This window comes from Fibrobacter sp., from assembly GCF_045131395.1.
GTDB lineage: Bacteria > Fibrobacterota > Fibrobacteria > Fibrobacterales > Fibrobacteraceae > Fibrobacter.
Map to the genome: position 1 here is coordinate 37,519 of NZ_JBGUQY010000049.1, position 16,488 is coordinate 54,006.

The 16,488-nt window shown below is 51.7% G+C and carries 15 protein-coding genes; 9 read left to right on the forward strand and 6 right to left on the reverse strand.

Annotated elements, in window-relative coordinates; translation table 11 throughout:
* The first annotated feature begins 5 nt into the window (after positions 1 to 5).
* Positions 6 to 647 (forward strand): CatB-related O-acetyltransferase, encoded by a 642-nt coding sequence (locus tag ACJMNB_RS13600; protein ID WP_405343397.1) that lies wholly within the window; start codon positions 6 to 8, stop codon positions 645 to 647.
* Here the strand turns inward: ACJMNB_RS13600 and ACJMNB_RS13605 are convergent.
* On the reverse strand, positions 589 to 1,842 hold the full coding sequence (locus ACJMNB_RS13605; RefSeq protein ID WP_405343399.1) for a hypothetical protein: 1,254 nt from the start codon (positions 1,840 to 1,842) through the stop codon (positions 589 to 591). The two genes, ACJMNB_RS13600 and ACJMNB_RS13605, sit on opposite strands and share 59 nt — an antisense overlap.
* 130 nt (positions 1,843 to 1,972) lie before the next feature.
* A complete protein-coding gene (locus tag ACJMNB_RS13610) occupies positions 1,973 to 2,863 on the reverse strand; it encodes a DUF58 domain-containing protein (RefSeq protein ID WP_405343401.1) in 891 nt (296 codons plus the stop codon).
* A gap of 238 nt (positions 2,864 to 3,101) precedes the next feature.
* Here ACJMNB_RS13610 and nhaA point away from each other — a divergent pair, with 238 nt between their 5' ends.
* Both nhaA and ACJMNB_RS13620 read left to right on the forward strand, forming a co-directional pair.
* The gene (nhaA, locus tag ACJMNB_RS13615; RefSeq protein WP_405343403.1) at positions 3,102 to 4,448 is read left to right on the forward strand and encodes a Na+/H+ antiporter NhaA; all 1,347 of its coding nucleotides are present in this window, start codon (positions 3,102 to 3,104) and stop codon (positions 4,446 to 4,448) included.
* Positions 4,448 to 4,783 carry a GIY-YIG nuclease family protein gene (locus ACJMNB_RS13620; protein ID WP_405343405.1) on the forward strand — a complete coding sequence of 112 codons (336 nt, stop codon included), beginning with the start codon at positions 4,448 to 4,450 and terminating at the stop codon, positions 4,781 to 4,783. The genes nhaA and ACJMNB_RS13620 overlap by 1 nt, the downstream gene beginning before the upstream one ends.
* Positions 4,784 to 4,787: 4 nt before the next feature.
* On the opposite strand, the gene ACJMNB_RS13625 is transcribed toward ACJMNB_RS13620, so the two are convergent.
* Positions 4,788 to 5,561 carry a sulfite exporter TauE/SafE family protein gene (locus ACJMNB_RS13625; RefSeq protein WP_405343407.1) on the reverse strand — a complete coding sequence of 258 codons (774 nt, stop codon included), beginning with the start codon at positions 5,559 to 5,561 and terminating at the stop codon, positions 4,788 to 4,790.
* 24 nt (positions 5,562 to 5,585) lie between these two features.
* A complete protein-coding gene (locus tag ACJMNB_RS13630; RefSeq protein ID WP_405343409.1) occupies positions 5,586 to 6,659 on the reverse strand; it encodes a serine hydrolase domain-containing protein in 1,074 nt (357 codons plus the stop codon).
* Between the two features lie 55 nt (positions 6,660 to 6,714).
* Between ACJMNB_RS13630 and ACJMNB_RS13635 the strand changes: the two genes are divergently transcribed.
* The 6 genes from ACJMNB_RS13635 to ACJMNB_RS13660 are packed head-to-tail and all read left to right on the forward strand — an operon-like array spanning position 6,715 to position 14,534.
* Positions 6,715 to 9,342, forward strand: coding sequence for a response regulator (locus tag ACJMNB_RS13635; RefSeq protein ID WP_405343411.1), 2,628 nt, complete (start codon positions 6,715 to 6,717; stop codon positions 9,340 to 9,342).
* Positions 9,339 to 10,436, forward strand: a complete 1,098-nt coding sequence (locus ACJMNB_RS13640; protein ID WP_405343413.1) for a BMP family ABC transporter substrate-binding protein — start codon at positions 9,339 to 9,341, stop codon at positions 10,434 to 10,436. The genes ACJMNB_RS13635 and ACJMNB_RS13640 overlap by 4 nt, the downstream gene beginning before the upstream one ends.
* Entirely contained in the window at positions 10,420 to 12,906 is a 2,487-nt protein-coding gene (locus ACJMNB_RS13645) for a hybrid sensor histidine kinase/response regulator (protein WP_405343415.1), read from the forward strand. Before ACJMNB_RS13640 ends, ACJMNB_RS13645 begins: the two co-directional genes overlap by 17 nt.
* On the forward strand, positions 12,890 to 13,423 hold the full coding sequence (locus tag ACJMNB_RS13650) for an NUDIX domain-containing protein (RefSeq protein ID WP_405343417.1): 534 nt from the start codon (positions 12,890 to 12,892) through the stop codon (positions 13,421 to 13,423). The genes ACJMNB_RS13645 and ACJMNB_RS13650 overlap by 17 nt, the downstream gene beginning before the upstream one ends.
* The gene (locus tag ACJMNB_RS13655; RefSeq protein WP_405343419.1) at positions 13,423 to 14,292 is read left to right on the forward strand and encodes a patatin family protein; all 870 of its coding nucleotides are present in this window, start codon (positions 13,423 to 13,425) and stop codon (positions 14,290 to 14,292) included. Before ACJMNB_RS13650 ends, ACJMNB_RS13655 begins: the two co-directional genes overlap by 1 nt.
* The gene (locus ACJMNB_RS13660; protein WP_405343421.1) at positions 14,292 to 14,534 is read left to right on the forward strand and encodes a DUF1653 domain-containing protein; all 243 of its coding nucleotides are present in this window, start codon (positions 14,292 to 14,294) and stop codon (positions 14,532 to 14,534) included. The genes ACJMNB_RS13655 and ACJMNB_RS13660 overlap by 1 nt, the downstream gene beginning before the upstream one ends.
* Here ACJMNB_RS13660 and ACJMNB_RS13665 read toward each other — a convergent pair whose 3' ends face one another.
* Together ACJMNB_RS13665 and purM are read right to left on the reverse strand one after the other, a co-directional pair.
* Positions 14,535 to 15,434: a DMT family transporter gene (locus ACJMNB_RS13665; RefSeq protein ID WP_405343423.1), complete on the reverse strand. Its 900-nt coding sequence runs from the start codon at positions 15,432 to 15,434 to the stop codon at positions 14,535 to 14,537.
* A complete protein-coding gene (gene purM / locus ACJMNB_RS13670) occupies positions 15,434 to 16,459 on the reverse strand; it encodes a phosphoribosylformylglycinamidine cyclo-ligase (RefSeq protein ID WP_405343425.1) in 1,026 nt (341 codons plus the stop codon). Before purM ends, ACJMNB_RS13665 begins: the two co-directional genes overlap by 1 nt.
* Positions 16,460 to 16,488 lie beyond the last annotated feature (29 nt).

A 16,488-nucleotide genomic window follows, 5' to 3' on the forward strand; every position in this document is an offset into this window, starting at 1 on the left:
AGGGTATGAGCGAAAAAATCCCTAATCCAAATACGATTCATCCGATTACAGGCTACGACAAAGAAATTTATGTCAAGCCTACCATCAAGAACCCGAACATTATTGTCGGGGATTTTACCTACATCGCGGATTCAGAATTCGAAAGTCATGTGACTCACCACTACGACTTTATCGGCGACAAGCTCATTATCGGAAAGTTCTGCCAGATTGCCGCGGGCGTTGAATTTGTAATGAATGGTGCGAACCACCAGATGAATGCGGTTTCCACATTCCCGTTCTATACGCTGGAAGGCTGGAACATGAAAGCCCCTGCCGCAAGCGATATGCCCTTCAAGGGCGATACCGTTATCGGAAACGACGTGTGGATTGGGCAGAACGCGACAATCTTGCCGGGCGTGCACATTGGCGATGGCGCCATCATCGGCGCGAACAGTGTGGTCGGTAGCGACGTGGAACCTTATACCGTTGTGATCGGGAACCCTGCAGAAACCATCCGCTACCGTTTTGACGGCGAACTGACTTCACTCTTGTTGAAACTCAAGTGGTGGGACAAATCCATCGAAGAGATCAATGCATTAATTCCGATTCTTACGAACAGCGATCTAGAATTCGTGAAGTGTAAGATAAAAGAGATGCTCGCTTCTTAGTTGCGTACGGCTGGCTGTTCAGCGGTTCAGTGCAGCCCCATTCCTTGGCGAATTCGTTGAATTTTTTCTTGAGCACAGTCTTGAAAAGGATTGTGACGAACTTGCGGAAATGCCACGGGATTTGCTCCGGCTTGGAAAACTTTTTTACCTCCGGAGAAAGGAATCCGTTTTCTTCGATAAAATATTCGCCCATGCCGCGATAAGGCAATAGAATCGCCTTGTTCTGTTTTTCGCTGAGGACGCGGATCATGAAGGTGCCGCCCCTGACGAGGCTGCCGCCGTAAACGCAGCCAAATTGTGCCGGTAGCGATTCCAGGAACTTTTCGCATAGACGGAGTTGGTGGCCTTCTTGGAAGCCTCCATGAAGGATGAACGAAAGTTGAGCGGGCCGTTCTCGCTTTGTGGGGAGAGTTTCCAGAAATTCAAGCAGTGTGCCGGGGGCACATTCCACAAAGAGCGGCAATGCGATGATGATGCGGTTGTGCGCCATGAATGCATCGCGGGCATTGGCCCATTCCGAACGATTCGAAAGCGAATAGAGTTCGTAGGTGGTCTTCGCTTCTTCTAGGCCCTTGGTGAACGATTGCAGAATCTTGTCCGTGTTGCTGAACTTTTTGGCGCGAGGGCTTCCGTTGATAATGACCACGTGTTTTTCTAGGGTGACTTCGCTCGTGACATCGGTTGGTACGATTTCGCGCGATGTTTCAATCGGAAGCGGATCTTTGTCCAGCGCAATTACGCCCAGCGAACGTCCGCCGAGATTTGCTGCGGTTCGTTGGCACCATTCCTCGAGCAGTTCATGGTTGCCATTGCCTTTGTAGATTAGACCCACATTCAGCGCATGGTAACGCAGCTCATGGCGCATCCATCCGTCGCGGAATGTGAGGTACATGTTCAGCATGGGCATGATACGGTCCAACACTTTTTTGCCGCGGTAATCGATGAATCCGAAGCGAGTGTCCGAGACAATCCACAGGTTGCGCGTGTTCACGAGTTTCTTGACAATGCTTTCGTAATCGTCCTTGATGCTGCATACGCCCGGAGTCTTGAGCCAGCACTGGTTGCAGCCGATGCAGTGCGCGATATTCATTTCTGTGGTATTGATAATTTCTATTTCGGAATTCACTCCCGAAAAAATGGCGTTGATCTGCTCCGAGTAATCACCCGGTTCCAGCGTGTTCAATACTAAGGTCATTTCCTATCCCTGGTTTAATTTTTTAATATAACACCTAAGGCCAAGGAATGTGTCTCCATAAAAAATACTGGATATAAAAAAGTCGCCGTGAATGCCGGCGACCTTCGTTTTTAAATGGTTTTGCGTGTTTTTACATTCTTGCGGCTTTCGCGCGGCGGCGGAAGTGCTCGATAAGCGGGGCCACGGTTTCCTTGAAGTCGTCGTGGGTCTCGATGCGCACGAAGTCGATAGACATGCGCTGGAACAGTTCCTTGGTGGCCTTGCCCTGGCGCTTGGCTTCACGGGCGAATGCTTCGCGGAAGGTGGCATCGCCGGTGTCGATCAGGAGCGTTTCGCCAGTTTCGGGGTCTTCCAGTTCCACTAGGCCTGCAGGCGGGAGTTCCATTTCGCGGGGGTCTACGACGGAGACTGCAAGCACGTCGTGGCGTTTACGCAGAATCTTGAAGGCGTTTTCAAAGCCTTCGTCCAAAAAGTCACTCATCACCACGACGACGGCACGACGATTCAAAATCTTGCCGGCGTATTCCAGCGCCACCTGCGTGTTCGTGCCGTGGTGCTGCGGCTTGAAGTAAAGGATTTCGCGGATAAGGCGCAGCACGTGCTTGCGCCCCTTCTCCGGCGGAATAAAGAGTTCCACCTGGTCGGTGTAAATCAGCAAGCCGACCTTGTCGTTGTTCTTGATGGCGGCAAAAGCGAGCAAAGCGGTCAAAGTCGCCATGACTTCGCCCTTCATCTGCTTGCCGGAACCGAATTCCGAACTGCTAGACGCATCGACCATCAAAAGCATGGTCATTTCGCGTTCTTCGATAAACTTCTTCACATAGGGCGTGCCCGTTCGTGCGGTCACGTTCCAGTCAATGGTACGCACATCATCGCCCGGCATGTACTCGCGAACCTCGCTAAATTCCATACCGTTTCCCTTGAAGGAACTGTGGTAAGCGCCGGTCATCACGGTATCGAGCGTGCCGCGAACAGAAAGTTCAATGCGGCTGACGGTCTTTAAAACTTCTTTATCTAGCATCTTATAGTCTCTTTGACACTAAGAATATACAAAAGTCTTTACCTATAGACTAATCGGGGCGTTGCGGGGTGCCCCCGCAGTGGGGGTGGAGAGCAACGAAGTGCGAAACAGGGGGAGGCTTCCCCCTTTCATATATAAAAAATTGCTTATAATTACTGATTAGAGCAGTCGCCAGCAAAAAAATTGATTATTTTGTAAGGTGCAAGGCTGAATCACTCAACCCTATTTACAGGTAGCTATGTCGGCAAAAGTAACGAGCAGCGACAAGATTGAAGATTTGTTCCCGGAGACCCCTATCCGCAAGATCATCACGCCGATGGAACGGTTGATGAAGGTGGAGACCACCGGTGGCATCGTTTTGATCATAATGACGATTGCGGCCTTGATTTGGGCAAATGTTAGCCCTGAATCTTACCACCATGTTTGGCACATGCCTTTTGCGCTCACGATTGGCAGTTGGGTTGGTGCGGGTGATTTGCACTGGCTTATTAACGATGCCTTGATGACGATTTTCTTCTTTAATATCGGGCTCGAAGTCAAGGGTGAAATGACCTATGGCGAATTGAGGAACCCGAAGGCGGCGAGCTTGCCGATTATTGCGGCGGCTGGCGGTATGCTGTTCCCGGCTTTGATTTACTTGCTGCTTTGCCCCCATGGCGAACATAGTGCGGCTCATGGTTGGGGTGTCCCGACAGCGACTGATATTGCTTTTGTGGTGGGCTGTATGGCGATCCTTGGTAAGAAGGTGCCCCATGCCCTGCGCGTGATGATTTTGACTTTGGCCATTGCAGACGATATCGGTGCAATCCTTGTGATTGCAATCGGTTACCCCAGCGGCGACGGCGTGAACTTTGTTGCACTTGGCGTGGGTTTTGCTCTGCTCGCGCTGATTAACGTGATGTTCCGCATTGGCGTGCGCAACTTGCTGTTGCATGGCGTGATTGGAATTGCCGTGTGGGCGTTCTTTGTGAAGAGCGGCGTGCACCCGACTATTGCGGGCGTGCTGCTTGGACTCTCGGTGCCGGCAAAGCCTGTGCTTGCAAAGGGTAAGCTTGCTCATTTCGCTGGCAGCGTGGGCGGAGCTCTTTCGGGCGAAGCCAAGGACCGCAACGAACAGTACGAAGTATTTACCTTGCTGAAGCGTGGTGCCCGCGAAAGTATTTCGATGCAGGAACGCTTCTTCAAGCCGCTGGTTCCGTGGGTAAACTTCTTCATTATGCCGCTGTTCGCCTTGAGCAACGCGGGTGTCGAAATCAAGCTGGGCGGCGTGGAAGTGCCGGTGATGGGCGCTGTGGCCCTGGCCTTGATTCTGGGTAAGCCGATCGGTATTTTCTTGTTCAGCTTGCTCGCCGTGAAGATTGGCGTATCGGTGAAGCCGAGCTACAGCTGGAAAGTTTTGTGGGGTGGTGGTATGCTTGCCGGTATCGGCTTTACCATGGCCCTGTTCGTGGCTAACCTCGCCTTTGAGGTGGGCGACCGTCAGGATTCCGCCAAGCTCGGCATTCTGCTGGGTAGCTTCTGTGCCGCAATCCTTGGCACGATTTACATGAACTTCGTATCGAAGGCTCATCACGAAGAATCGTAATGCCTCATTTTGTCTACATGCTCCGTTGTGCGGGTGACCGCATCTATACGGGGTATGCCGTAGATGTAGAAGCTCGTTTTGAGCAACATAAGTGCGGCAAGGGAGCGAAGTTTACCAAGGCGTTCCCGCCGGAATGTATTCTAAGAAAGTTTGAATTGAATAGCCACGAAGAGGCCTTGCGGCTGGAGGCACGCATTAAGCGGTTGCCGCGGCCGCAAAAGGAACTGCTGGCTGCCGGTAACGAGGATTTGGCCGCGCAATTGATTGCAGGACTCGGGGAACGGCTTAAAAAGCGCAAGAATAAAAAAAGAGATGCCGGATCAAGTCCGGCATGACATTCTATTTAGTGATTAAGTCCACGACAAGCGCAATAGCCATGCCGATGCTGCAGACGCTAATGAAGCGCTGAATGAACTTGTTGCCCTTCTTGCGTTGCAAGAAACTGCCGAAATAACCGCCGACCCAGGCGCCTGCTGCCATGATGATGGCGATAGGCCAGTCGATTTTTCCGTTGATTCCAAGGGCGATGGTGCTGACCAGCAGGAACACGTTGGTGAGCGAGTTCTTGAGGGCGTTGATTTTGATGGGCGAAAGGCCGGTGTAGCGCGTAAGGCTAAAAATCTGCACGAATCCGACACCCACTTGCACAATGCAGCCGTAGATGGCGATGGCGAAAAATCCGAGGGCGCCTTTAAGCGTGAGCTTTTCAGGCGGGTTTGCAGGAGGCTTGCCCAAAATGTCTTTGCGCAGGTTACTCATGACCACCACAAGGCAGATGACGACGGCGAGAATGGCCTGGAATAGCTTGTCACCGATGCGTACCAAGAAGCATGCTCCGACGAGAGCGCCAAATAAGGTGGGGAGGGCGAGCTGCAAGAAAATCTTCTTGTTCAGGTAGCCGTGGCGCATGAGGTTGATGGCGCTGCTGAAGTTTCCGATAATAAGCCCGATGCGGTTCGTGCCGTTTGCAACGGTTGCAGGCAAGCCAAGGAAAATCATGACGGGGAGGCTCAAGGTGGAGCCGCCGCCTGCGATGCTGTTGATAAGGCTTACCACTGCGCCTAACACGAAGTAGGCGGCGTAAAGGGCAAGTGCTGTAGGCTCGAAATTCATCGAGCACAAATATAGAAAATGAGATTACCCAAAGAAAGCGTCGCTAAGCGTGGCGCGGAAGGCGTGGATGCGGTCGGCATTCGCTTCGCGGTGCGGGTAGGTGAAGTTGCTGAGCAGTACGACGGCGGCACCCTTGTCAGGGTCCGCCACGATGCTTGCCCCGGTGAATCCGGTTTTACCGAAGGTGCGCGGCGAGATTTTAACGCCCATGAACTTTTGACTGTTGAGTTCCCAGCCGAGGGCGGTGCAGGCGTCCTTGGCGGTGGAATACTTGCCTGCGGAATTGCCGGCAAAGGCGTTCTCGCTGACCATATTCAAAATGCCAGCAGGGGCAACCCGTTTGCCGTCCGCGCCGACGCCGTCACTTAAAATCATTTGTACAAAATTCAGCAAGTCCGGCACGCAGCTGAACATGCCGGCGCTACCCACGGGGAACAGCTTTCGCAGAACCCAGGCGCTTTCGTCGTGAATTTCACCCTGGATTTCTCGACCTCTAAAAGCACAAATTTCCGTCGGCGAGATTTCCGCCTTCGGGATCGGATTCCAGTCGCGATCAAGGGGATCCCAGCCGGAACGGCTCATGGAGAGTGGAATAAAGAATCGTTCGCGACCTTGCTGTTGCAAGTCCTTGCCCATAAGGCGCTGCAAAATGATTCCGAGCAAAACGCTGGCAGGGTTGCCGTAATTGAAGTCTGCACCGGGCGCCTTTTCGAATTGGTAGGTGTAAAGGGCGTCGAGGATTCCTTCGGCAGGCAGCGTGCGCAGAGTCTTCATGGGCACGCGGTAATCGAGACTGTGCGTCAGCAGGTGGAAAACTCGAATATCTTCACGGTAGTTTGTTTGTAGTTCGGGGATGTAGTCGATGACCTTGGTGTCAACCGATAGTTTGCCTTCGAGAATGTAACTCAGGGCGAGCGAGGAGGTGGGACACACCTTGGTAAGGCTTGCAATGTCGAAAACCGTGTTTTCGGGGGTGTTGAGCGTCAAAATCTCGCGACTTCCGTCGGGTAAAATGAACCCGGCGACCGCCCTGTTGAAAATTCCCTCGGATTCGGCCCTTTTTAAGAGCCCCATCAATACATCTTTTTCAAACTTCATGTATTGAAATATAGCATAGTGACTTTTCTCCCGAAATATATCTTATATTTTGATTGTGTTCTTCAAGACTATAGAAAGCGAAAATCGCTTAAGGGCTTTTTACGGAGCAATCCTTATTGCGGTGGGCATAGGCCTTTCCGCAGTAAGCGTATACATGCTCAAAGATTACACCGACACCGTCAAGCAAGAAACACTACTAGCGGAATCCTATTCTAACGAAAAGGACGCCGAAGCAATCAACGGGTTCTTGACGCGAGGCCAGTCAATACTGCGAGTAACCTCACGCATAGCGGAAAAGAGCTTGGAACATGGAGCCATGCTGGCACAGATTGAATCGTTGCTGGTTTCCGAAGCGGAATATTACAAGCATTCGAGCGATTTCACCTTGTGCAATTTATTCGGATTGCTCCGCGATGAATTCCTCAGTGGCGGACGTTGGACTCCTGCCGTAGGTTATGCGCCCTCGAATCGCCCCTGGTACCAGAACGCCCCTATGGAAAAGGACAAGATCGCCCTGATTCCGACCCACATGAACCCCCATAGTGGCGAACAGGTGGTAACCATCAGTTTGCGCCTTTCGGATAAGAAAAGCGTCCTTGCCATTGACCTGTACTTGAAGGACCTGCTTGCAAATGTCCGAAAGAGCGACTTGTCAAACATGCTGGTCATTATCGACAAGAAGGGCTCGGTCATTTCTCACACCGACATCACCCAGAATGGCCGCAACTATCTGTCAGCAGAATTCTGGGGCTCAGACGAAGAAAAACTTGCACGCAACATTTCGTTTGCAGGAAACGAACCCTTTGTCTTTAATTTGAGAGGCAAGGAATATCGCGTATTTTCAACGCTCGTACAAAATGAATGGTATGTCGTACGCCTGGTAGAAGAACGTCAGCTTTGGAGACCCTTGAACCAGGCCCTTTTGCGAGACGCAATTATCGTATTCCTCGCACTCGTACTGTTTGTCGTCTTAATCATAGCCGCATTCGTAAAGCATGTGCAACTGGTTCGAGTCAATCATTCCAAAACGGCATTCCTTACAAGCATGAGCCGCGAAATTCGTTCGGCCATCAACGGCATTCTCGGCATGAATTCCATCGTGCAAAAAGACCTGCACGACGACAACATGAAGGAATATACCAACAACATCCAGAGTGCAGGCCAAAGCGTCCTCTCGCTGGTAAACGATGTCCTGGACGTCACTAAAATTGAATCAGGCCGTTTAAGCATCGAATCCATGGAATACGAAGTATTCACCATTCTGCAGGAATGCTACAACGAGAACGAGCCGAAGACAAAAGCAAAGGGCCTGACATTCCACATAGACTGTGACCCCGACATTCCCTCTTGCCTGTGGGGCGACGAAAACCGAATCATCCAGATTATCAACAACCTGCTTTCCAACGCCATTAAGTTTACGGAAGTTGGCGGCGTATCGCTGTTCGTCGGATTCGACAACGTTCCACCCATAGGGACGCTCCAGACCGACGATTATATCATGCTCAAGATCGCTGTCAAGGATACGGGCATCGGCATTCGCAACGAAGAGCGCAATTCCATTTTCAAAAAATATATCCAGGACGGTTCAACGGAAAACAGCGATGTCGAAGGAATGGGCCTTGGCCTAAGCCTAACGCAAGAACTCCTGGCAAAATGCGGCGGGCACATGACTATCAACAGCCGCTACGGCGAAGGGTCTTCGTTCCTGGTCGAAATTCCGCAGCTGGTGTTAAATTCGGAACCCATGGGTGACTTCGCCATGCGCTACAGGAACGCATCCCGCAAGAACAAAGAAAAAGCGGAAGTTTTCCTGGCACCCGAAGCGAAAATCCTGATTGTCGACGACGTGGAACTGAACCTCAAGATGTTCCGCGGCTTCTTGAAGAATTCCCAAGTAAAGATCGACGAAGCCCTTAGCGGCCACCAGTGCCTGCAATTGGTCGAATCCAGACACTACGACCTGATTTTCCTGGACCACATGATGCCTGTCATGGACGGCGTGGACGTCTTCAGGAAAATGAAGATGATGGACAAGTTCCCCAACAAGGACACGCCCGTTATCGTTTTGGTATCAGAAGGCGAATCCCTGACAAAGGATTCCTTCCTGGCCGAAGGTTTTGCCGACTACCTGCTAAAGCCCCTAAAGGAACGTGACCTGCGCCGTACCCTGAAATGGTACCTACCGAAACAACTGGTGCTCACCCCCGAAGACCTGAGTGAACCGGTAACGCCTTCGGCAAACGCAATCAACGCGCCCAACAACCAGATCGAATCTACATTCGATGACGATGAGATCGAGCTGCGCCCGGTCACTGCCGCCACTCCGCTGGACCGATTCAAGAACTTTGGAGAATTCCTGGACATAAAGGCCGGCCTGAATTACTGCGCCGACGACGAAGAAATCTATGTGGAAATGTTGCAGGAATACGTCGCTTCCCCGCTGTGCAGAAACGTAGATGCGTGCTACAGGAATTCCGACTGGGACAACTATCGCTTCTACATGCACGTTCTGTACGACTCTTCGATTGCAATCGGCGCCACCTCCATGGCAGAAAAATTCCGCAATCTTGAGAATGCAAGTCTGGAATCTCGACTGAAGGTCATTCACGAAAATCACGACCTGGCAATGGCTCTGCATGCAGAGCTGATTGAAAACATCCAAAGGGAGCTTGAAGAACGATGAAATGGACCATCCTTGCATCTACAATCGCGCTCGCCATGATTATCGGAATGTTATTCATGTTCGGCCCTGAAACCAAGCCCCAGGATGACGAAACAAAATTCCGGGTAGCCATGATTATGGCCGGACTCCGTAATGACCACAGCTGGAACGAGACCCATTACGAAGCAATCCAAAAAGCCGAAAAGCTGTTGAATCTCGAAGTCGCCTATTACGAAAACGTGCCTATCGATTCGACGGCCCAAAACATTATGGAACAGGCCATTCAAAACGGGGCCAAGATCATCATTGCGAACTCTTTCGGTTTTGGCGAACCCGAATTGGCTATCGCAAGGAACCACCCCGAAGTCAAGTTCCTGCATGCCACAGGGCTCCAGACGGCAACAAACCTGTCCACCTATTTTGGGCGCATGTACCAGCTGCGCTATCTCTCGGGCATCGTTGCCGGATTCAAGACAAAGACCAACGAAATCGGTTACGTGGCAGGGTTCAACATTTCGGAAGTCAATCGCGGTATCAACGCCTTTACCCTGGGCGTGCAGAAAGTCAACCCCAACGCAAAAGTATATATCAGCTGGACCGGCTCCTGGACCGACGAATCCATGGCAGCAGACGCCACCCGCGACCTTTTGGACAAGCATAACATCGACGTCCTGGCAACCCATGTAGACGCCTTGTCGCCCTACGAAATTGCAGACGACAAGGGCATTTGGATTATCGGCTACAACAGGGACAACGCCAGAAGATTCCCGGAACATTTCCTGACAGCCCCCGTCTGGCGATGGGAGAATTTCTATATCCCGAAGATTCGAGAAATCATGCAGGACAAGTTCGAGGGCAAAGCTTACTGGCTCGGCCTCGAAAGCGGCATCATGGAATTATCTGACTTGACCAAGAATGTAGAAGACACCATTCGTCAAGTCGTGGAAGTCGAGAAACTCAGGCTCACCCAAGGAAAGTTCGACGTGTTCTACGGCCCGATCGAAGACAACCAGGGCAACATTCGCGTAGGCGAAGGAGAAAGCATGACCGACGACGCCATGCTGAATCAATTTGATTGGTACGTCAAGGGAGTAAACGATGGAATTAAGCCCTAGAAGTACAAAAATCAATATCAAGATGGTGGTATGGCTCGCCGCCATCGTATGCGTGCTATGCCTTGTTTGCGTACTGCTCCGAGTAAAGCTCGATACCCTACTGAACGTTTATGTTTCCAGGCAAGTTTCACAGCAGGCCGTGTTGATTGCCGACCTTGCAAACGAAAAGATGCACATGCGCCTGAACACGCTCTCGATGATTTCCCGCAAGATCGAAGCGGACGGGTCTCGCATCGAGGATTTCTTGACCCTTTCGGATTTGAAAGGCGAAAATACCAGTTACGGCCTTATCTCTTTAGACGGAACCGTCCGTACAGGCGATTCAACCTTTATCCTGCCCGATGAAAATTACCGCTGCATCATGGAATCCTTCCGTGGCAAGCAATCCATTTGCTATAGCGAAGAAATGGGAATCATGCTGGGCGTCCCCGTCTATAACCGCCTCAACGTCCGCTTTGTGTTGTACCTGCAATACAACAAGATTCCAATTAACGATTTCTTCGATGTAGACTGTTTTGACAGAAAATGCTTCGCCCAGATTATCGACAACGACGGCAGGGTTTTGATTCAGAACAATACCGGCGAATGGCGCAAGGATTCCATTTGGGAAAATACCGACATCGACAAAATCTACATAAAGCTCCGTCAGGACCTGGATCGTGGCCTCGCAACATCAAGAAACATTGTCCTCGGCAACGAGACCTATTACTTCTACATGGCAAAACTGAAGCATAACGACTTTATGCTCGCAGGAATGGTCGCCGCCGAAGATGTATCCGACGGTCTGGACCGTTTGTCCTTCCTGGTATTCTGGGTCGTGGGACTCCTGATGCTTCTGTTCTTGACCGGTCTCGGCATCCGATTCTTCTTGACCCGCAAGCACCGCGAATACAACCTGAAAAGCCTTTTGGCAAGCGACGAACTGGAACGTTTGCGCATGATGGAATCCATTGGCCAGGACATTCGCGAACCCGCAATGAATGTTTTGAACATGGGTGCCATCGTGCTGAGGGAATCTACAGATCCTTCGCTCAAGGATTATATCGCCGACATGCGTGCTTCCGGCCAGCAACTGCTTTTGCTGTCCAACGATATCCTGGACATGAACAAGATCCGTACAAACAGTCTCGATGTTTCTATCAAGGAATACGACCTGTTTGCCGTCCTCTGCGACAGTCTTAACGCAGCGCGCCATCGCAAGAAAACCGCAGAATTCGAGCTGTTGGTCGATTCTTCGATTCCGACCCATCTCGAAGGCGACGAATCCCGCTTGCAGCAGATTATAAGCAACATCCTGTTCAACGCTGAACACCTTGTGGTAAACGGGGCCAACATTATCCAGATTGGCTACCGCTGGATCGAAAACGAGAATGAAGCCGTCACCATCCAGAATATCAATTTGGTCATTGACATTCCCGATGCAGGCGTCAGTTGGACAGGTCCCTCCCTTTCCCTGGTGAAGATGCTCGTGATCGCCCTGGGCGGCGAAATCAAGAACAGCCTCATTGCCGACGGCCTGCCGGTGGTAGAAATTACCATTCCCCAAAAGGTGGTAAAGAACGAACTGATGGGCGACTTCAAGACTCGCTACAACGAGTTTGTTCAGGCCTCCGAAAACAAGTCCATTCATTTCTACGCCCCCAACGCATCGATCCTTGCCATTGATGACGTTCCCATGAACTTGCGCGTCATGAACGGACTCATGAAAGAGACCCTCGCCCGCTTCGACCCCGTATCCAACGGTGTGGAAGCCATCGAATACTTCAGGCGCAACCACTACGACATTATCTTCTTGGATCATACGATGCCGATTATCGATGGTTTGAACATTCTCACCATCATGAAGACTTTGGACGATCACCCCAACAAGCACACCCCCATCGTGATGCTTACGGCAGACGACAATGCCTCGGCAAAAACCATCTGCGAAACCATGGGCTTTGCCGACTTCTTGACAAAGCCCGTACACGAAGACGCCCTGTTCGCAATCCTATTGAAATACCTGCCCAAGAATCTGGTAAACCAATACGATGAACTGCCCAAAAAAGAAGAGGCTGTCGTCGTGGCAACAGAAGAAAAGCCGGTAAAAAAAGTTGAGCCGAAAAAGACAACCGAACATTTGCCGGACGATATCCTGGACACGTCGGTAGGCCTTTACTGCTGCGAAAGGAACGAGGCCCTCTACCGCAAAAAGATCATGATCTACGTCGACAAGGAATTCGACGTTGTCTTGACCAAGCTGTTCAAGGAAGAAGACTTTGAAAGCTACCGTCTAATGGTACAGGCGCTAAAGAGCGCATCGCTGTTTATTGGCGCGATAAACATTGCAAGTATCGCAAAGCTGATGGAATTTGCATGCAGCGAAGGAGACTACGACTATATTCGAGTCAGGCACGAAGACCTGATGCGCGAATACAGGCTGGTTGTCAACGAACTTAAAGAACGGATGTCCCATGGAAGAACAAATTGACGTCTTGAATGCCGACGGAACACCGGCAGGCTATGCCTGCGGACGCACCAAGGTTCACGCCGAAGGCCTTTGGCACCGCACGGTACATATTTGGGCGTTCAATTCCGAAGGAAAGATTCTGTTCCAATTGCGGGCCCGCGTAAAAGAAAGCAACCCAGGGCTTCTGGACACGAGCTGTGCAGGGCATATTTCTGCCGGCGATTCTAGCCTGAATGCCGCCGTGCGCGAACTGCGCGAAGAACTGGGAATCACCAAGAGTTCGCGCGACCTCGAATATCTATTCGAGGCAGCACACGAAAGTGTGCTTAACGGCGGCGCATACCTCGACAACGAATACTACGATGTCTATAAGGTAATGCTTTCTGACGAAGAGGCGAATTCCTTGGTGCCACAGCCGGGTGAAGTCGACGGATTCGTGTGGATGACCCGCGAAGAATTTTTCGCAAAGCACAAAATTCACCCTGAAAAGTTCGTAGAACATCCGAAAGACTTCCAGTGGCTCATGGAGAACACCTGATGGCAATGTACAAGGATGCAGCCCTCGTGTTGGAAGGTGGCGGAATGCGCGGTGCCTACCGGTCGGGCGTACTTGACGTGATGCTAGATAACGGCCTCAAGTTCGGCGGATACGCAGGAACTTCTGCCGGCGCGACGCACCTTTGCAACTACCTCTCGGAACAGCGCGAAAGGAATAGGCGAATTGATGTAGTCCATTCGGCGAACAAGCGTTACATGGGTTGGAGCAACCTGATTCGCACTGGCGATTTTTTTGAAGTTGAATACTGCTACAACGAAATCCCGCGCATCATCGATCCATTCGATTTCGAGAAGTTCCGCGAGAACGCCATGCAGTCCGAATTCTATGCCGCCGCCTCTAACCTAGAAACGGGCCTTGCAGAATATCTGTTGACTCGCGACTTGGACAAGCACGAAGACATGGAAAAAATTCGCGCATCGTCTTCGCCTGCACTGCTGAGCCATATCGTGCAACTCGACGGCATGAAGTTCCTGGACGGCGACATTGCCGACAGCATCCCGTTCGAAATCATGGCGAAGAAGGGATTTGCAAAGCAGGTCGTCATCGTGACGCGGCCCGCGGGCTACGTAAAGAAACCGTACACGCTCTTCCCGTTGTACAAGTTTATCTACCGCAAATACCCGAAATATGTTGAGGCGGTAAGGACGCGCCACATACGCTACAACCAGTGCCTGAAAACGCTGGACGAATGGTGCAATCGCGGGACGGCGTTCAGAATCCGCCCGAGCGAGCCGTTCAAAATAGACCGCCTGGAAAAAGACAAGTCCAAGCTCGTGAAGCTCTATGACCTCGGCGTAAAAGACGCCACCGCCCTGCTGCCGAAACTCATTGAATTTCTGGAACGCTAATGTCGAAAGCAATCGCCAATCACCGCTATCGACACTACAAGAAAGAGACCATGATCTACACGGTCATCACCGCCGACGCTCTCGACTGTGAATCCGTCAAGCCGCTGGTGATTTACCGCAGCGAATACGAAACGCCCGACCACCCCAAGGGAACCTTATGGGTGCGCGCCCGCGAAGATTTCGAAAGCAAGGTCACGCTCGCCGACGGTACCATAGTAGACCGCTTTACTGAAATAGACTAGTCAGTTTTTCGGACTTTTATTTTTACGCTCGGCCATCACCATTCCCGCGATAATGGCGCCCGCACCCACAAGGGCAACCGGCGTAATGCGCTCGCCTAAGGCAATGACTGCCGTAATGATGGTCACCAGGGGAACGGCGTAAAGGTAATTGCTCGCCAGCACGGTGCCCAGCTGTTTCATGACCTTATTCCATATAAGGTAACCAAACAGCGACGAAAACACCGTAAGGCACAGGAAATTGAATATCACCACAGGCTCCGCGAAATTCTGCCAGGGAATATCGAAGTTCCTCGGAGCGCCTTCGCCCATATTGATAAACATCGCAGGAATCGACGTAATCACGCCGTAGAAAAACATCTTGCGGGTAATAAAGAGCGAAGTATAGGAACCCCGGAGCTGCTTGATCACCAGCGAGTAGGCGGTCCACATCATGGCGCAACAGAAGGCCAGAAAATCGCCGAGGGGCGAAAGCTTCAGGACAAATTTTCCGTTCAACACCACCAGCACCATTCCCACAAAAGTGACAAGGCAGCCCAGCACCTGCTTCTTGGCAAGACGTTCACTCTTGTACAGGAGCCCGCCAAAAATCATGATGAGCAGCGGGGTCACGCAGGCGATAAGCGATACGTTACTGGAAGGAGCGATAGTCAGCGCGGAATTTTCGGCCCAATAGTAGAGCGTGCATCCCGTAAAACCGCTAAGAAAAAGAACCAGTTCGTCTCTCTTGCTTTCGCAACGATACCTCTCGTGGCTCAATATCAAGAGCAACAAGTAGGTTACCACAAACCGGAGGGTAAAAATTTGCACCGCGGAAAATCCGTGGTGCAATAAAACTTTAGTGCTTACAAAGCTAGTACCCCAGAAGGTAATCGTAGCTATTGCAAGCACATGCCAGAACATTAGTCCCTGAACTTCACCTGCTTGGTGCCCTTCACGACTTCGCCGATCTGCACCCACTTTTCGCCCTTGGCTTCGAGGTGAGCGGTAACTTCAGCCTTGTCTGCCGGGTCGATGAAGATGAGCATGCCCATACCCATGTTGAAGGTAGAGTACATTTCGTCCTTTTCGACAGAGCCGGCCTGCTGGATCAGCTTGAAGATCATGGGAGGATCCCAAGTGGTGCGGTCGATAATCACGTCGACATCGTCCGGGAGGATACGCGGGATGTTGCCCTGGTAGCCGGAACCGGTGATGTGAGCGAGGCCCTGGATGATCTTCTTGTTGCAGAGATCGATGAGGCTCGGGTAGTAGCTGCGGTGCGGCATGGCGAGAGCTTCGCCGATGGACTTGTCCATACCGTCGACCATGGAGTCGACCTTGTAGCCGGCCACGTCGAAGAGCACCTTACGGGCGAGAGAGTAGCCGTTGGTGTGGAGGCCAGTAGAAGGCAGGCCAAGAATGATGGTACCCGGCTTGATCTTCTTGCCGTCGATGATGTTTTCGCGTTCCACGACACCCACGATGGTGCCGGAAATATCGTAGTCGCCCGGACCGTAGAAGCCCGGCATTTCAGCAGTTTCACCGCCAATCAGAACGAGGTCGTTTTCGCGGCAGGCCTTGGCCATACCGGCAACGAGCTTGTCCATGACACCCGGTTCCAAACGGCCGGTAGCCACGTAGTCCAAGAAGAACAGCGGACGAGCGCCCTGCACCAGGATGTCATCGCAGCAGTGGTTCACGATATCCTGGCCCGGAAGTTCGTGGGTGCCCATTTCGATGTCGACCTTGAGCTTGGTGCCCACGCCATCCACGGAGCTCACGAGGACCGGGTCCTTCATGCCGAGGTGGTTCAGCGTAAAGAGGCCGCCGAAGTTACCGACGTCGCCCAAAACGCCCTGGTTGAATGTAGTACGTACGGATTTCTTGACACCGACCATAGCTTCGTCGGCACGTGCCAAGGACACTCCTGCGTCTGCGTAATTCATCTTTTATCCTTTGCCCATATCTTGGGCAT